Origin of the sequence: Brevundimonas sp. Root1279 (assembly GCF_001425945.1) — a bacterium.
In the GTDB taxonomy this organism is placed as follows: domain Bacteria; phylum Pseudomonadota; class Alphaproteobacteria; order Caulobacterales; family Caulobacteraceae; genus Brevundimonas.
The window spans coordinates 95,916-110,149 of sequence record NZ_LMEB01000001.1; the positions used below are offsets into that span (position 1 = coordinate 95,916).

Sequence of the window (14,234 nt, forward strand, 5' to 3'; positions counted from 1 at the left end):
ACACGCGGGAGTTCCCATGACCGAAACCGTTCCCGGCCTGCTTCTGGGTCAATCCGACCACCCGGAAGTGCTGCTCTACAACCGAGCCAATCGGCACGGCGTCGTCGCCGGCGCCACCGGGACGGGCAAGACGGTCACCCTGCAGATCATGGCTCAGGGTTTTTCAGACGCGGGCGTGCCGGTTTTCTGCGCCGATGTGAAGGGCGACCTGTCCGGCATCGCCCTCCCCGGATCCCCGAACGAGAAGCTGCTGGCGCGCGCCGCCGAGATGGGTGTGACCTTGCAGCCGAAGGCGGCGCCGGCGGTGTTCTGGGACCTGTACGGTCAAAAGGGGCACCCGATCCGCACCACGGTCAGCGAGATCGGGCCGCTGCTTCTGGCGCGGATGCTGAACCTCAACGACGTCCAGGAGGGCGTGCTGTCTGTGGTCTTCCACGTCGCTGACAAGGAAGGTCTGCTGCTGCTCGACCTCGACGACCTGCGCGCCATGCTGGTCTATGTCGGCGAAAACGCGGAACGGATCGGACGCGAGGCGGGTAATGTCGCCCCGGCCTCGATCGCCGCCATCCAGCGCGCCCTGCTTCAGCTGGAACAACAGGGCGGCGGGGCCTTCTTCGGCGAACCGGCCCTGCGGCTGGAGGACATGCTGCGCACCGGCCTGGACGGCCGGGGGCAGGTCAATGTGCTGGACGCCACCAAGCTGATGAACAGCCCGCGCCTGTACGCCGCCTTCCTGCTGTGGCTGCTGTCCGAGCTGTTCGAGCAGCTGCCCGAGGTGGGCGACCCCGACAAGCCGCGGCTGGTCTTCTTCTTCGACGAGGCCCACCTGCTGTTCAACGACGCGCCGGACGCCCTGCGCGAGAAGGTCGAACAGGTGGTGCGCCTGATCCGCTCCAAGGGCGTGGGGGTCTATTTCGTCACCCAGAACCCGGCCGACATTCCCGACACCGTTCTGGCCCAGCTCGGCAACCGCATCCAGCACGCCCTTCGCGCCTACACCCCGGCCGAGCAGCGCGGGCTGAAGGCGGCCTCGCAGAGCTTCCGGCCCAATCCGGCCTTCGACACGGCCGAGGCCATCCAGGGCCTGGGCGTCGGCGAGGCCCTGGTCTCGACTCTCGACGAAAAGGGCGCCCCGAACATCGTCGGCCGCACCCGGATCCGGCCGCCGGACAGCCGGCTGGGCCCGGCCACCGACGCCGAGCGCGCCCAGCTGATGGCCGCCAGCCCTGTGCGCGGCCTCTACGACACGGCCATCGACCGCGAGTCCGCCGAGGAGGTGCTGGCCGCCCGCCGTGGCGAGGCCGACCAGGCCGCCGCCGACGCCAAGCTGAATGAGGCCCGGGCGAAAGCGGACGCGGCCGCCGCCAAGGAGGCCGAAAGAGCCGCCGCCGCCCACGCCAAGGAACAGGCCAAACAGCAGGCCCAGTACGAACGCGAGGCCGTCAAGGCGCGAGCCCCCGCTCGTCGCACCCGCGAGACCCCGGTCGAGGCGATGACCAAGTCGATGATGCGCACGGCGGGCTCGACGCTCACCCGCGAACTGCTGCGCGGCCTGCTGGGTGGATTGAAGCGGCGCTAGGGTCGCGGAACCAGTTTCCACATCCGGAGCGGATGGCGCACGGAGCCGGCTTCCTCGCCGGCGGCCTCGCCGCGGCCAATGTAGAGATCGGCCCGGACCGGGCCACGGATGGCCGAGCCGGTGTCCAGCGCCACGACCAGACCCTGGTAGCCGCGTCGGGCGCCGGCGAGATTGCCGTTGTCGGCCTGAATCCAGATCAGGTCGCCATAGCGCCAATGGGCCGGGTCGACCGCGATCGAGCGGCGGCCGGGCAGGGGGATGCCCGCAGCCCCGGGCGGGTCGCCGCCGTCGTCCGGATCCAGCTTGAAGAAGATGTAGCGCGGGTTCAGCGCCATGACCTCCTGCGCCTCGGGGCCGCGGTGGGCCGCCAGCCAGGCGCGGATGGCCTCTCCCGAAGTGCCGTTGCGCGGCAGCAGGCCGCGCTCGGCCATGGGGCGGGCGATGCCGGCGAAGGTGCGGCCGTTGTCGGCGGCGTAACCGGCCCGGGCATGCGACCCGTCCTCGAAGGTCAGATAGCCCGAGCCCTGGATCTGCATAAAGAACAGGTCCTCGGCCCGCATCCAGCCCAGGACATCCGTCGGCGGCGCGGCCTCGATGGCGGCGCGATCGGGCAGCACCTGACCGCGTCTCCACCCCGCTGGCGCGGCGAGCACCGGCATGTCGAACTCGGCGGTGCGGGTGCGGCTCGCCGCGTACTCGGGGGCGAAATAGGCGGTCAGCAGGCCCGGCCCGCCGTCGCCGGTCGCGGCCGGGGCGATAAAGAAGCCGGTCTCGAAGAACCCGCGCGCCATCGACGGCGTCACCGGCTTGGAGGTCTGGCGAATGTGCTGGGCGCGGGCGCACTGCGTCCGGCCCGCGGCGCTCCGGTCGGCGCGGCAGCCGTCGGCATAGGCCTCGAAGGCGGCGAGGTGGTCCTCAGCGCCCCAGCCGGGGAGGGCGGCCGGAGTCTGGGCCTCCGCCGGGGGCGGGGCGACGGGACCAGATGGCGCGGGCGTCGGTGACGACGGCGCCGTCGGAACCGGCGCGGGCGATGGCGCGGTGCGGGGGCTGCCGGCGCACGCCGCCAGCAGCAGGATCAGCGGAAGGAGGCCTGTGCGGCCCCTGATCATGCGGCCGCCGGTTCGGTCCGGGCCAAGACCCAGTTCGGATCGCTGGCGCCCAGGGTGCGCTCGAAGGTCCACACCTCGGCCACGCGGCGATCCTCGATCTGCTCCTCGACGGACGGGTCGGCGGAGCGGACCTTGTTGCGCAGCTCTGCCAGGAAGCGGACCTTCGCGGTGGCGCGGTTCTCCTCGGCCGTGGCCAGTTCGAGGTCGGCGCGGGCGGGGTGGAGGAATTCGGCCTCCTCGGTCTCGCCGCGGGCCTCGCGGGCGGCGATGCCGGCCTCGAAGGATTCCATAACCTTCGGGGTCAGCAGGGGCCGCAGGGTGTCGCGATCGCCGGCGGCGTAGGCGCGAACGATGGTCTCGTGCGCCTGGCGGGCCCCCTCGAGGAAGCGGACCGGATCGAAATTCGGGTCGCGGGCCTTGAGCCCGGCGATCGAGGACAGGGTCACAGCGTCCAGCGCGGCCGGACGGGGCGCGGCCGGATCAGCCTGCGCGGGAGCCTGCGGCTGGGCGCGAGCATCCTCCTCGGGCTGCCGCCCCACCTTCTTGCCAAGCACATTGTAGAGCTGGAACAGCACGATGGCGGCGATGACGGCGAAGATGACGATCTGAACCTGAGCCGGCACGGGCATATCCTGACTGGCGTCCTGGAAACCCCGGGACGCGGGCAACGACGATTACGGACCTATATAGGGCCGCGCAACCCGCCGCGCGCCCCGTAGAGGGGACGCCGCGTTGCCGCACCTGCCGCCTCGTGCTAGTCGCCGCGCCTTCCCGGCGCGTCAGATGGCGCCGTTCACCTTATCAGCAGACCCACCGATGACCGACGCCGCTCCTCCCGCTGACGCCAACGCCGCCGCGCCGACCGAGAACGGCGCTCCGGCCGGTCCGGGCTTCCGCATCCTGGCCCAGTACGTCCGCGACCTGTCGTTCGAGAACCCGAAGGCGCCGGACTCGCTGCGTATCGAGGGCAAGCCGGCCATCGACCTGGGCGTCGAGATGAACGCCCAGGGCCGCAAGGACGGCCTGTTCGAGGTCGAGCTGCGCCTGACCGTCAAGGCCACCTCCGACTCGCTGACCGTGTTCAACGTCGAGCTGCTGTATGGCGGTCTTTTCGCCCTGTCGGGCGTGGCCGAGCAGGACATCGAGCCGCTGCTGCTGATCGAATGCCCGCGTTACCTGTTCCCGTTCGCCCGCGAGATCATTTCGCGCGCGACCTCGGATGGCGGCTTCTACCCGCCCTTCATGCTGGACCCGATCGACTTCGCGGCGATCTATATCTCGCGCCAGCAGCAGATCTCGCGCACCTCGACCGACACCGCCCGCGCCTAATCCTGAAACCGGCGCGGTCCTGGCAATTCAGGCCGCGCCGACCTCCAGCCCATAGGCCTGCCACAGCGAGTGATCCTTCAGGGTCCCGCGCAGGAAGGCCAGATGCGTCTCGCGCTCGGCCTCGGTCGAGCGCGGCGCCAACGGGCGCGGCCGCGCCCCGTGGCCGCCGGCCGTCGCCATGACGGCGGTCGACGCCACGGTCCTGGCCGTAGAAAGGTCCAGCCGCCGCTCCTTGCCGCCGCGCAGCTCCAGATAGACCTCCGCCAGGAGACGGGCGTCGATCAGGGCGCCGTGGAAGGTCCGGTCTGTCAGCGACACCTTGAAGCGCTTGCAAAGGGCGTCGAGCGAGTTCGGCATGCCCGGGAAGCGGGTCTGGGCCAGCTTCAGCGTATCGATCCAGCGCGCCTCTTCGTACAGGCCGTGACGGCACAGGCCGAACTCGTAGTCGATGAAGTTGCGGTCGAACTGGGCGTTGTGGGCGATGATCGGCGCGTCGCCGATGAACTCGACCAGATCGTGCACGATCGCAGCGAATTTCGGCGCGTCCTTGACCTTGTCGTCGGTGATGCCGTGGACCCGGGTCGCGTCGGGCGGGATCAGCCGCTCCGGATTGACGAAGCGGTGGAAGGTCCGGCCGGTCGGCAGCAGGTCGTCGATCTCGATACAGCCGACCTCGATCAGCCGGTCGCCCGTCTTGGGATCAAAGCCGGTGGTTTCGGTGTCGAGTACGATTTCGCGCGCCATCGCCCCTTATTGGCGATGTTCGCCGTCCTCCGAAAGAGTCCGGCCACGCGGCGTCCACCCTTCGGCGAGAACCATCCCCACGATTTCCCGCACCCGGTCGCGGGCGACGTCGAGGCCCTGGCCCGTGTCGACCACAAAATCGGCCCGGCGGCGCTTCTCGGCGTCCGGCATCTGGCGCGCCAGGATGATGTCCAGCCGCTCGCGGGTCATGCCGGGTCGGGCCAGCACCCGCTCGGCCTGAACGGCGGGCGGGGCCGTCACCACCACCACCGCGTCGACGGTCGCCTCGGCGCCGGTCTCATAGAGCAGGGGGATGTCCAGCACGGCCAGCCGGACCCCTCGCGCCGCGGCGGCGGCCAGATCCTCAGCGCGCCCGCCCGCCACCAGCGGATGAACGATCTGCTCCAGACGGCGGAAGGCGGCCGGGTCGTCGCCCAGCGCAGCCGCCAAACGGGCCCGGTCGACGCCCCCCTCGATGACCACGCCGGGGAAGGCCTCCTCGACCGGCCCGACAGCCGCGCCGCCGGGCGCATAGAGCCGGTGCACGGCCTCATCGGCGTTCCACACCAGGGCGCCTTCGTCGGCGAACAAGGCCGCCGTGGTTGACTTGCCCATTCCGATCGAACCGGTGAGGCCGAGAACGATCATTCGGTTTCCCCCAGGGCCTCGAGCGCCAACCGGCGCACGTCAATGGCCGGCGGCTCCAGGCCGAAGAAGGCGCGGAATGACGGCCGGGCCTGACCGATCAGCATGGCCAGGCCGTCGACGGTCTGGAGACCCCGCGCCCGGCCCGCGGCGAGGAAGGGCGTGACCAACGGTCGGTAGGTCATGTCCATCAGGACGGCGTCGGCGGGCAGGACGGCGAGGTCGACCTCGGGCCGCACGCTGAGGGCATTGACCACCAGGGCGGCCTCGGTCAGCGCCGTCTCGTCGCCGACCTCGACGCCGATATCGGCCGCCAGGGCCTGAGCCCGCTCACGCGTGCGGTTGATGATGAACACGCGCGCCCCAGCGTCCTTCAGGGCCACGGCTGCGGCGCGCGCGGCGCCCCCGGCCCCGAGCAGGGCAACCGACCGGCCCGCCAGCGCCAGCCCCGGCGCCTGTTCGGCGAGCGCCTCCAGCAGACCGCGGCCGTCCGTACTGTCAGCGCGGACGCGGCCCTCTTCGAAGACCAGCAGATTGGCCGAGCCGCAGCGGCGCGCGGTGTCGCTGACGTCGTCGGCGAGGACCAAGGCTCGCTCCTTGAATGGGGCGGTGACGTTGAGACCACGAAGAGCGTCGGCGCGGCCCTCGGCGACCAGGGCGTCGAAGCCGGCCGCGTCAGCCGGGCCGAACGGCCGATAGTCGGCGTCCAGCTGGGCGGCCGCGATCCAGGCGCGGTGGAGCAGGGGGCTGAGCGAATGGGCGATCGGCTGGCCGACAACGCCGGCGACGACCGTCATGACAGCAGCACCCCGGCGCGGCGCAGCTCGACCAGCACCGGCCACAGGGGCAGGCCCAGGACGGTGAAATAGTCGCCGTCGACGGCCTCGAAGAGTTGCGAGCCCATCCCCTCGAGTCGGTAGGACCCGACGCAATGCAGCAGCGCATCGCCCTCAGCGGCCAGATAGGCGTCGAGGAAGGCGTCGGAGAATTCGCGCACCCGCATCGCCGCGGTGTCGACGCCGGACCAAACGATCTGGCCATTGTGCGCCAGGGCGGCGCCGGAATGCAGGTGGTGGACGCGGCCGCGCATCGCCGCCAGTCGGTCGCGGGCTTCCACCTGCGAGCGCGCCTTGGAGACCAGGCCGCCATCGAAGGCCAGGGTCTGGTCGGCGCCCAGCACCCAGGCGTCGTCGTCATGACGCGACACCGCCAAGGCCTTGGCCCGGGCCAGTTCGACCGCCAGGCCGGCGGCGTCGGCTGGATCGTGGCGATTCTTCAGGGCGTCTTCATCGACGTCGGCGACCTGGACCGAAAAGGCCACGCCCGCATCCTCGAGCATGGCCCGGCGGGCGGCGCTCTTGGAGGCCAGGATCAGGCGTTCGTTCACCGGGGTCACCAGCTGGCTCCCACGCGATGGGTGCGGCGCTCGTTGAGCACATTGATAATGGCCGCCGCCGTTTCCTCGACCGAGCGCCGGGTCACGTCGATGACCGGCCAGCCACGACGCTCGAAGGCGCGTCTGGCCTTGATCGTCTCGTCGCGCACGGCGTCATGGTCGGTGTAGGCCGAGGCGCGCACGGCGTTCAGCCCGTCCAGCCGGTTGCGGCGGATCTGCACCAGCCGATCCGGCGAGACGGTCAGGCCGATGACCAGCGGGTTTTTCAGCTGCGTCAGCCGTTCGCCATCCTCCTGGCCCGGCACCAGCGGAACATTGGCGGCGCGGATGCCGCGGTGGGCCAGATAGATGCAGGTCGGAGTCTTGGATGTCCGACTGACCCCGCACAGCACGACGTCTGCACCTTCCAGCTGCTCGGTCGTGCCCTGGCCGTCGTCGTGAGCCATGGCGAAATCGAGCGCTGCGATGCGATTGAAATAGTCGGTGTCGAGGGCGTGCTGGGCGCCGACGCGGGGCGCCAGGGCGGCGCCGAGATAGCGCGACAGCACGCCTTCCAGCGGATCGAGCGCCGCGATCTGGGGCATGTCGAGCTTGCGGCAGCCCTCCTCCAGCTGCTCGCGCAGCTCGCGGTCCACCAGGGTGTGAAGAACGACGCCGGGCGCTGCGCTGATCTCATCGAGCACCCGCTCCATCTGACGCTCCGAACGGACCAGGGCGTAGATGTGCTCGATCGGAATGACCCCATCGAAGCGGGCGACCACGGCCTTGGCCATGGCGTTGAGGGTCTCGCCGGTCGAGTCCGACACCAGGTGGACGTGGAAATAGGTCGCCAGGCGGGACGCGCCGGCCGGACGGGCCGGGCTCATGAAAAGACGCTCGCGGGAAGAAGACTCATGGGGATGGGCTCAACGGAAGCTGTCCATGACGCACAGTCTCCTGTGGACGAGGCCGGGCGCCGTTCGAGGACACCGGGGTGGAAATCCCTATAGCCGGGCCGAGGCTGGGCGGCGAGCGTGGATCAAGGTGGACGCTGCGCTGCGCAGCGCTGGATTCATCCCATGGGGGCGGCGACGCTTCCCACGCCGCATGTGGACAGACTTAACAACTCGTTAACGCCAACAGCCCATCCCCGGGCCCGGCGCCGCTTAAAGCTCGGCGGCTCAACGGCTCGAACGGAACTGTCCACGATTCCCCCAACCTCCAGGACAGACGTGGATCGGTGGAGAACAGCGCCGGGAGAAGCCCGGTGAAACCGCCTGGACGGCCCCATTTATCCCCGTCTTCCCCGGCCCCACTTCCTTCCTCCAATTCCTTTGAATTTTTTTCATTGAAGGATTGGATGTGCGACATCGGGATGGGCTTGAGCGTGATCAGGCTCACCGGTAAGCCCGAGATCAGATGACCGTTTCCGACACCCCCCTCCTGCTCAAGGTTCTCGCCGGCGAGACGACGGCCCGCCCGCCGGTGTGGTTCATGCGCCAGGCGGGGCGGTATCTCCCCGAGTACCGGGCTTTGCGGGCGACGACGCCGGATTTCATCTCCTTCTGCCTGAACCCCGAGAAGGCCGCCGAGGCGACCCTGCAGCCGATGCGCCGCTACGGCTTCGACGCGGCCATTGTCTTTGCGGATATCCTGCTGATCCCTCGGGCCCTGGGCCAGGAGGTCTGGTTCGAGGCGGGGGAGGGGCCGCGGCTCGGGGCCCTGCCGTCGGTGGAGTCCATGCGAGACCTGGCCGCCGGGGCGGGAGAGGCGCTGAACCAGGTCGGCCAAACCCTGTCGATCGTACGACGCGAGCTGGAGCCCGAGCGGGCCCTGATCGGCTTCGCGGGCGCCCCGTGGACGGTCGCCACCTATATGTTGGACGGCGAGGCGCGGACCATCGGCAAGGGCGAACGCGCCCAGGCCCGGACCTATGCCTACGCCGAGCCCGAAAAGGTGGCGGCGGTGCTGGATGTCCTGGTCGAGGCCACGGCGCATTATCTGAAGATGCAGGCCGACGCCGGCGCCCAGGTGCTGAAGATCTTCGAAAGCTGGGCCGAGGGCCTGCCCGACGATCTGTTCGAGAGCCTGGTGCTCCAGCCGCACGTCAAGCTGGTGAAGCGGGTGCGTGAGCTGGGCGTGACTGTGCCCCTGATCGGCTTCCCGCGCGGTTCGGCGGCCCTGGCCGAACGCTATGCCGCCGAGTGCGACGTCCAGGCCGTGGCGCTGGACACCGCCTGTCCGCTCGCCGTCGGTCAGCGGGTGCAGAAGATCAAGCCGATCCAGGGCGCGCTCGACCCGCTGCTGCTTCGCGCCGGCGGGCCGATGCTGGATCGCCGCGTCGATCAACTGCTCGAGGCCTGGGGCCACGGGCCGTGGATCTTCAACCTCGGCCATGGAATCCTGCCGGACGTGCCGATGGCCCATGTCGAGCAGGTGCTGAAGCGGATCGGCGCCCAATGAGCCGGAAAGTCGCCGTCGTCCTGTTCAACCTCGGCGGTCCCGACGACCAGGCTTCGGTGAAGCCCTTCCTGTTCAACCTGTTCCGCGACCCGGCCATTATCGGCCTGCCGGACCCGTTCCGGACCCTGCTGGCCAAGCGGATCGCCGCCAAGCGCGAGGTCTCAGCCCAGGCCAACTACGCCCTGATGGGCGGCGGTTCGCCCCTGCTGCCCGAGACTCGCCGCCAGGCCGCGGCCCTGGAGCAGGCCCTGGCCCCGCGCCTGCCGGGCGACGAGGTGCGCATCTTCATCGCCATGCGGTACTGGGCCCCGCTGAGCGAACAGACGGCGGCCGAGGTGGCCGCCTGGGCGCCCGACGAGATCGTCCTGCTCCCGCTCTATCCGCAGTTCTCGACCACCACGACCCAGTCGTCGCTGAAGGCCTGGAACGACGTCTACAAGGGCCCCGGGGCCAGTCGGACGGTGTGCTGCTATCCGCGAGGAGATGGCTGGATCGAGGCCCAGGCCCAGCTGGTCCGGGCCAAGATGGCCGAGGCCGGAGACCACCCGACGCGGGTGCTGTTCTCGGCACACGGCATTCCGGAAAACCTGATCCGAAGGAAGGGCGATCCGTACCAGGAGCAGGTCGAGGCGACCTGCGCGGCCATCGCTGAACGCGCCGGGCTGGGTGATTGGGCGATCTGCTACCAGAGCCGGGTCGGTCCGCTGAAATGGCTGGGCCCGTCGACGCCCGAGGCCATCGAACAGGCCGGCCGGGACGGCGTCGGCGTGGTGGTCACGCCGGTCGCCTTCGTCTCCGAACATATCGAGACCCTGGTCGAGCTGGACATCGAGTACGGCGAGCTGGCCCACAAGCTTGGCGTGTCGCCCTATCTGCGCACCCCGGCGGTGGGCCTGACTCCGGCCTTCATCGACAGCCTGGCCGAGGCGACCGTCGAGGCCTTGTCGCGCGAAGGCGTGGCGCCCTACGGTCCTGGTTGCCGGGGCGACTGGAAGGCCTGTCCCAGGACCTGCGAGCGGAGCGCCGCCTGATGTTCGAGATCGTGCGCGGCCTGCACATCCTGGCGGTCATCGCCTGGATGGCCGGACTGCTCTTCCTGCCGCGGCTCTACGCCTATGACGCCGAACAGGCCGCCAAGCCGGAGCCGCTGCGCTCCGAGATGCGCGAGCTGCTGCGGACCTGGCAGCGACGCCTGCTGAAGATCATCCTGAACCCGGCCATGACCGCCGCCTGGGTGTTCGGCGGGTGGCTGATCGGCATGCACGTCTGGAACCAGGGCTGGGGCTTCCTGGCCCAGCCGTGGATGGTGACCAAGCTGGTCGGCGTAGCCGCCCTCAGCGGCTGGCACGGCTTCCTCTCCGGCGAGTTCAAGCGCATCCAGGCCGGGACCTCGACGAAAACCAGCCGGTTCTGGCGCATGACCAACGAGGTCCCCTTCCTGATCGCCATCGTCATCGTGCTGTCTGTGACGACGGAGTGGTCTTTCTAGAGGGGCGCTAATGCGGGCGCTCGCTGCTTGAGCGCCAACCCCTCCGCTTGACCTCGGCGGCGCGCCGTGGTTTCGCTGGTCTCGAACCGATCCTGGCTCAGGGCTTTGGCCTTCCGGACGGTCCCTCTCTTACAGCGATGCCTGCCGGATCGACCCCGCGGGATCCCCATCGCCCTTCCTGCCGGCCGCAAGGCCAACATCGCCAGCCTGACCGACCCCGGCTTTCGCGCGGGCGTTCGGGCGTGCACGCCAGAAGTAGAATTCCCATGACCGACGTCCGCGACACCGATCCGACCGCTCCTGAAGCCGAAACCCTCGACGAGGCCGCCTCGAACGAGGTTTCCGCCGCCGACCTGCCGATGGTCGACCAGGAGGCTGACGACGAAGAGGACGACGGCGAACCGATCGTCCCCAACGGCCGCATCACCCTGCAGGAGCTGAACGACAAGACGCCGGAAGAGCTGGTCGCCTTCGCCGAGAGCCTGGAGATCGAGAACGCCGGCAACCTGCGCAAGCAGGACCTGCTGTTCGCCATCCTCAAGACCCTGGCCGATGAAGAGGTGGAGATCATCGCCTCGGGCGTGCTGGAGATCCTGCCGGATGGCTTCGGCTTCCTGCGCAGCCCGGACGTCAATTATCTTCCGGGTCCGGACGATGTTTACGTTTCTCCGTCGCAGATCCGCCGCTTCGGCCTGCGCTCGGGCGACACCATCCACGGCGCCGTCCGCGGCCCGCGCGAAGGCGAGCGCTACTTCGCCCTGCTCAAGGTCGACACGATCAACTTTGAGGACCCGGAAACGGTCAAGACCAAGGTCCTGTTCGACAACCTGACGCCGCTCTATCCGGAAGAGCGGCTGCACATGGAAATCCAGGACCCGACCCTGAAGGATCGGTCGGGCCGGGTCATCGACATCGTCGCCCCGCTCGGCAAGGGCCAGCGCTGCCTGATCGTCGCCCCGCCGCGCGTCGGCAAGACGGTGATGCTGCAGAACATCGCCAAGTCGATCGAGAAGAACCACCCCGAGGTCTTCCTCATCGTCCTGCTGATCGACGAGCGTCCCGAAGAGGTGACGGACATGCAGCGCACGGTGAAGGGCGAGGTCATCGCCTCGACCTTCGACGAGCCGGCCACCCGCCACGTCGCCGTCGCCGAGATGGTGATCGAAAAGGCCAAGCGTCTGGTCGAGCACAAGAAGGACGTGGTGATCCTGCTCGACTCCATCACCCGCCTGGGCCGCGCATACAACGCCACCGTCCCGTCGTCGGGCAAGGTGCTGACCGGCGGCGTCGACGCCAACGCCCTGCAGCGTCCGAAGCGCTTCTTCGGCGCCGCGCGCAACGTGGAGCAGGGCGGTTCGCTGACCATCATCGCCACAGCCCTGATCGACACCGGGTCGCGCATGGACGAGGTGATCTTCGAAGAGTTCAAGGGCACCGGTAACTCGGAAATCGTCCTGGATCGCAAGGTCGCCGACAAGCGCATCTTCCCGGCGATCGACGTGCTCAAGTCCGGGACCCGCAAGGAAGACCTCATCACGCCGAAGGACCAGCTGGCCAAGACCTATGTCCTGCGCCGCATCCTCAACCCGATGGGTCCGCAGGACGCGATCGAGTTCCTCATCGACAAGCTGCGCCAGTCCAAGAACAATGGCGACTTCTTCCAGTCGATGAACACCTGATCGTCCGCGCACGGACGCTCGTGTTTCACGTGAAACGGAGGCAGGCGGATGAAGATCAATGTCGAGATCGACTGCACCCCGGCCGAGGCCCGCGCTTTTCTGGGCCTCCCGGACGTCGCGCCGCTGAACGATCATCTTGTCGCCGAGATGCAGCGGCGCATGGACGAGAACATGGCCGCCATGCAGCCGGACGAACTGATGAAGACCTGGACCAGCTTCGGCGTCCAGGCCCAGGATCATTTCCGCAAGCTGATGGAGGCGGCGGTCAAGCCGTGACGCAGCGTCTCCTCCCCATTCAATGGGGAGGGGGACCGCGAAGCGGTGGAGGGGCGACTGGCCCCGAGCGCCGTCGCGTGCCCCTCCGTCACGCCGCAAGATGCGGCGCGCCACCTCCCCATTCGCGTCGCGAACAGGGAGGAGACCGACCGTCATGAGCGACACCGTCTTCGCCCTCGCCACGCCCCCGGGCCGCGGGGCCATCGCCATCCTCAGGTTGTCCGGTCCGCGCACGGACGAAGCCCTGGACGCCCTCGGCGCCCCAAGCCTCAAACCGCGGCTCGCCTCGCTGCGCACCCTCAGCCACGCCGGCGGCCGTATCGATGAGGCGCTGGTGCTGCGCTTCCCGGGACCGAACTCCTACACCGGCGAGGACTGCGCCGAACTGCACCTGCACGGCGGCCGGGCCGTCGTCGAGGCGGCGAGCCGGGCGCTCGTTGCACTTGGTCTTCGGCCCGCCGATCCCGGCGAGTTCACCCGCCGCGCCTTCGAGAACGGCCGGATGGACCTGGCCCAGGCCGAAGCCGTCGCCGACCTGATCGACGCCGAAACGGCGGCCCAGGCGTCGCAGGCGCTCGGCCAGCTCGGCGGCCGCCTGTCCGAGACCTACACCGGCTTCCGACGCGACCTGCTCAAGGCCTTGGCCCTGGTCGAGGCCGAGATCGACTTCCCGGACGAAGAGGTCCCCGACAATCTGGCCTGCACCGCCGGCCCGGTGCTCGACGGCCTGATCGCCGACCTGAACGCGGCCCTGGCCGACGCCGGGCGCGGCGAGCGGGTGCGCGAGGGCTATCGCATCGTCCTGATCGGCGAGACCAACGCCGGCAAGTCGTCGCTGTTCAACGCCCTGGTCGCCCGCGAGGCGGCCATCGTCACGCCCATCGCCGGCACCACCCGCGACGTCCTCGACGCCGACCTGGTCATCGGCGGCTATGCTGTGACCCTGTCCGACACCGCCGGTCTGCGTGATAGCGCCGACGTGGTCGAGGCCGAGGGCGTCCGCCGCGCCCGGGCCCGGGCGGAGCAAGCCGAGCTGCGGCTCTGGGTCCGTGCGCCGGGCGACCCGGACGGGGTCGCCGCCGACTATGCGCGTTCCGGCGACCTGCTGGTCCTGACCAAGGCGGACATCGACCGCGCCGCGCCGCCGCTGGACCGCGACGCCATCGCGGTCAGCACCGAGACCGGGGAGGGGCTCGCCGCCCTGCATGACTGGATCGCCGCTCGCCTGGCGCGGGACCTGTCGGGCGCCGACTTCCCCGCCGTCACGCGCGAGCGACACCGGCTGCGGCTCGAGGAGGCGCTCGCCGCCGTCGTGGCCGGCCGCCGTGCGTTGGACCTGGCGCCGGAAATGGCCGGCGACGACCTGCGCCGCGCGGCCGAGGCGCTATCGCGGGTCACGGGCGCGATCGGGGTCGAGGATATTCTCGGCGAAGTCTTCTCGACGTTCTGCATCGGCAAGTGACACCGTTCGGCCACCCTCGGTATGGCCAAGGTTTCACGTGAAACATCGACCTCGACTGGCGAAAAACACAATTCTCGACTACAT

The 14,234-nt window shown here is 69.5% G+C and carries 15 protein-coding genes; 8 read left to right on the top strand and 7 right to left on the bottom strand.

All coding sequences use genetic code 11. The annotated features are described in order from the left end of the window. Window positions 1-16: 16 nt before the first annotated feature. Entirely contained in the window at window positions 17-1,579 is a 1,563-nt protein-coding gene (locus ASC65_RS00485) for a helicase HerA-like domain-containing protein (protein WP_056447997.1), read from the top strand. Here ASC65_RS00485 and ASC65_RS00490 read toward each other — a convergent pair. Then, the gene (locus tag ASC65_RS00490; RefSeq protein ID WP_056448000.1) at window positions 1,576-2,688 is read right to left on the bottom strand and encodes an MltA domain-containing protein; all 1,113 of its coding nucleotides are present in this window, start codon (window positions 2,686-2,688) and stop codon (window positions 1,576-1,578) included. The genes ASC65_RS00485 and ASC65_RS00490 overlap by 4 nt on opposite strands. Next, complete coding sequence (gene timA, locus ASC65_RS00495) at window positions 2,685-3,317, bottom strand: TIM44-related membrane protein TimA (RefSeq protein ID WP_056448003.1); 633 nt, start codon at window positions 3,315-3,317, stop codon at window positions 2,685-2,687. The genes ASC65_RS00490 and timA overlap by 4 nt, the downstream gene beginning before the upstream one ends. Window positions 3,318-3,504: 187 nt before the next feature. Between timA and secB the strand changes: the two genes are divergently transcribed. Continuing rightward, the gene (secB, locus tag ASC65_RS00500) at window positions 3,505-4,017 is read left to right on the top strand and encodes a protein-export chaperone SecB (RefSeq protein ID WP_056448006.1); all 513 of its coding nucleotides are present in this window, start codon (window positions 3,505-3,507) and stop codon (window positions 4,015-4,017) included. 27 nt (window positions 4,018-4,044) lie between these two features. Here secB and dnaQ read toward each other — a convergent pair whose 3' ends face one another. From dnaQ to ASC65_RS00525, 5 genes are read right to left on the bottom strand one after another with little or no spacing between them, the layout of a single operon-like run. Next, on the bottom strand, window positions 4,045-4,761 hold the full coding sequence (dnaQ, locus tag ASC65_RS00505) for a DNA polymerase III subunit epsilon (protein WP_056448009.1): 717 nt from the start codon (window positions 4,759-4,761) through the stop codon (window positions 4,045-4,047). Between the two features lie 6 nt (window positions 4,762-4,767). Further along, window positions 4,768-5,409 (bottom strand): dephospho-CoA kinase, encoded by a 642-nt coding sequence (gene coaE, locus ASC65_RS00510; RefSeq protein WP_056448012.1) that lies wholly within the window; start codon window positions 5,407-5,409, stop codon window positions 4,768-4,770. Further along, the gene (locus tag ASC65_RS00515; protein WP_056448015.1) at window positions 5,406-6,203 is read right to left on the bottom strand and encodes a shikimate dehydrogenase family protein; all 798 of its coding nucleotides are present in this window, start codon (window positions 6,201-6,203) and stop codon (window positions 5,406-5,408) included. Before ASC65_RS00515 ends, coaE begins: the two co-directional genes overlap by 4 nt. Continuing rightward, the gene (locus ASC65_RS00520) at window positions 6,200-6,802 is read right to left on the bottom strand and encodes a Maf family protein (protein WP_268750047.1); all 603 of its coding nucleotides are present in this window, start codon (window positions 6,800-6,802) and stop codon (window positions 6,200-6,202) included. Before ASC65_RS00520 ends, ASC65_RS00515 begins: the two co-directional genes overlap by 4 nt. Further along, on the bottom strand, window positions 6,799-7,668 hold the full coding sequence (locus tag ASC65_RS00525) for a pyruvate, water dikinase regulatory protein (protein ID WP_056448018.1): 870 nt from the start codon (window positions 7,666-7,668) through the stop codon (window positions 6,799-6,801). Before ASC65_RS00525 ends, ASC65_RS00520 begins: the two co-directional genes overlap by 4 nt. Window positions 7,669-8,200: 532 nt before the next feature. Here ASC65_RS00525 and hemE point away from each other — a divergent pair. The 6 genes from hemE (at window position 8,201) to mnmE (ending at window position 14,150) form a co-directional block, all read left to right on the top strand. Continuing rightward, window positions 8,201-9,244, top strand: coding sequence for a uroporphyrinogen decarboxylase (gene hemE, locus ASC65_RS00530; RefSeq protein ID WP_056448022.1), 1,044 nt, complete (start codon window positions 8,201-8,203; stop codon window positions 9,242-9,244). Continuing rightward, window positions 9,241-10,275 carry a ferrochelatase gene (gene hemH, locus ASC65_RS00535; protein WP_056448025.1) on the top strand — a complete coding sequence of 345 codons (1,035 nt, stop codon included), beginning with the start codon at window positions 9,241-9,243 and terminating at the stop codon, window positions 10,273-10,275. Before hemE ends, hemH begins: the two co-directional genes overlap by 4 nt. Beyond that, window positions 10,275-10,733 carry a CopD family protein gene (locus ASC65_RS00540; protein WP_056448028.1) on the top strand — a complete coding sequence of 153 codons (459 nt, stop codon included), beginning with the start codon at window positions 10,275-10,277 and terminating at the stop codon, window positions 10,731-10,733. Before hemH ends, ASC65_RS00540 begins: the two co-directional genes overlap by 1 nt. A gap of 266 nt (window positions 10,734-10,999) precedes the next feature. Continuing rightward, entirely contained in the window at window positions 11,000-12,412 is a 1,413-nt protein-coding gene (gene rho / locus ASC65_RS00545) for a transcription termination factor Rho (protein ID WP_056448032.1), read from the top strand. Between the two features lie 48 nt (window positions 12,413-12,460). Then, complete coding sequence (locus ASC65_RS00550; RefSeq protein WP_056448035.1) at window positions 12,461-12,688, top strand: DUF6489 family protein; 228 nt, start codon at window positions 12,461-12,463, stop codon at window positions 12,686-12,688. A gap of 154 nt (window positions 12,689-12,842) precedes the next feature. Further along, entirely contained in the window at window positions 12,843-14,150 is a 1,308-nt protein-coding gene (gene mnmE / locus ASC65_RS00555; RefSeq protein WP_056448038.1) for a tRNA uridine-5-carboxymethylaminomethyl(34) synthesis GTPase MnmE, read from the top strand. Window positions 14,151-14,234 lie beyond the last annotated feature (84 nt).

Coding starts and splice junctions, on each gene's coding strand:
- ASC65_RS00485 (WP_056447997.1), top strand. CDS start 17: ATGACCGAAACCGTTCCCGGCCTGCTTCTGGGTCAATCCGACCACCCG.
- ASC65_RS00490 (WP_056448000.1), bottom strand. CDS start 2,688: ATGATCAGGGGCCGCACAGGCCTCCTTCCGCTGATCCTGCTGCTGGCG.
- timA (WP_056448003.1), bottom strand. CDS start 3,317: ATGCCCGTGCCGGCTCAGGTTCAGATCGTCATCTTCGCCGTCATCGCC.
- secB (WP_056448006.1), top strand. CDS start 3,505: ATGACCGACGCCGCTCCTCCCGCTGACGCCAACGCCGCCGCGCCGACC.
- dnaQ (WP_056448009.1), bottom strand. CDS start 4,761: ATGGCGCGCGAAATCGTACTCGACACCGAAACCACCGGCTTTGATCCC.
- coaE (WP_056448012.1), bottom strand. CDS start 5,409: ATGATCGTTCTCGGCCTCACCGGTTCGATCGGAATGGGCAAGTCAACC.
- ASC65_RS00515 (WP_056448015.1), bottom strand. CDS start 6,203: ATGACGGTCGTCGCCGGCGTTGTCGGCCAGCCGATCGCCCATTCGCTC.
- ASC65_RS00525 (WP_056448018.1), bottom strand. CDS start 7,668: ATGAGCCCGGCCCGTCCGGCCGGCGCGTCCCGCCTGGCGACCTATTTC.
- hemE (WP_056448022.1), top strand. CDS start 8,201: ATGACCGTTTCCGACACCCCCCTCCTGCTCAAGGTTCTCGCCGGCGAG.
- hemH (WP_056448025.1), top strand. CDS start 9,241: ATGAGCCGGAAAGTCGCCGTCGTCCTGTTCAACCTCGGCGGTCCCGAC.
- ASC65_RS00540 (WP_056448028.1), top strand. CDS start 10,275: ATGTTCGAGATCGTGCGCGGCCTGCACATCCTGGCGGTCATCGCCTGG.
- rho (WP_056448032.1), top strand. CDS start 11,000: ATGACCGACGTCCGCGACACCGATCCGACCGCTCCTGAAGCCGAAACC.
- ASC65_RS00550 (WP_056448035.1), top strand. CDS start 12,461: ATGAAGATCAATGTCGAGATCGACTGCACCCCGGCCGAGGCCCGCGCT.
- mnmE (WP_056448038.1), top strand. CDS start 12,843: ATGAGCGACACCGTCTTCGCCCTCGCCACGCCCCCGGGCCGCGGGGCC.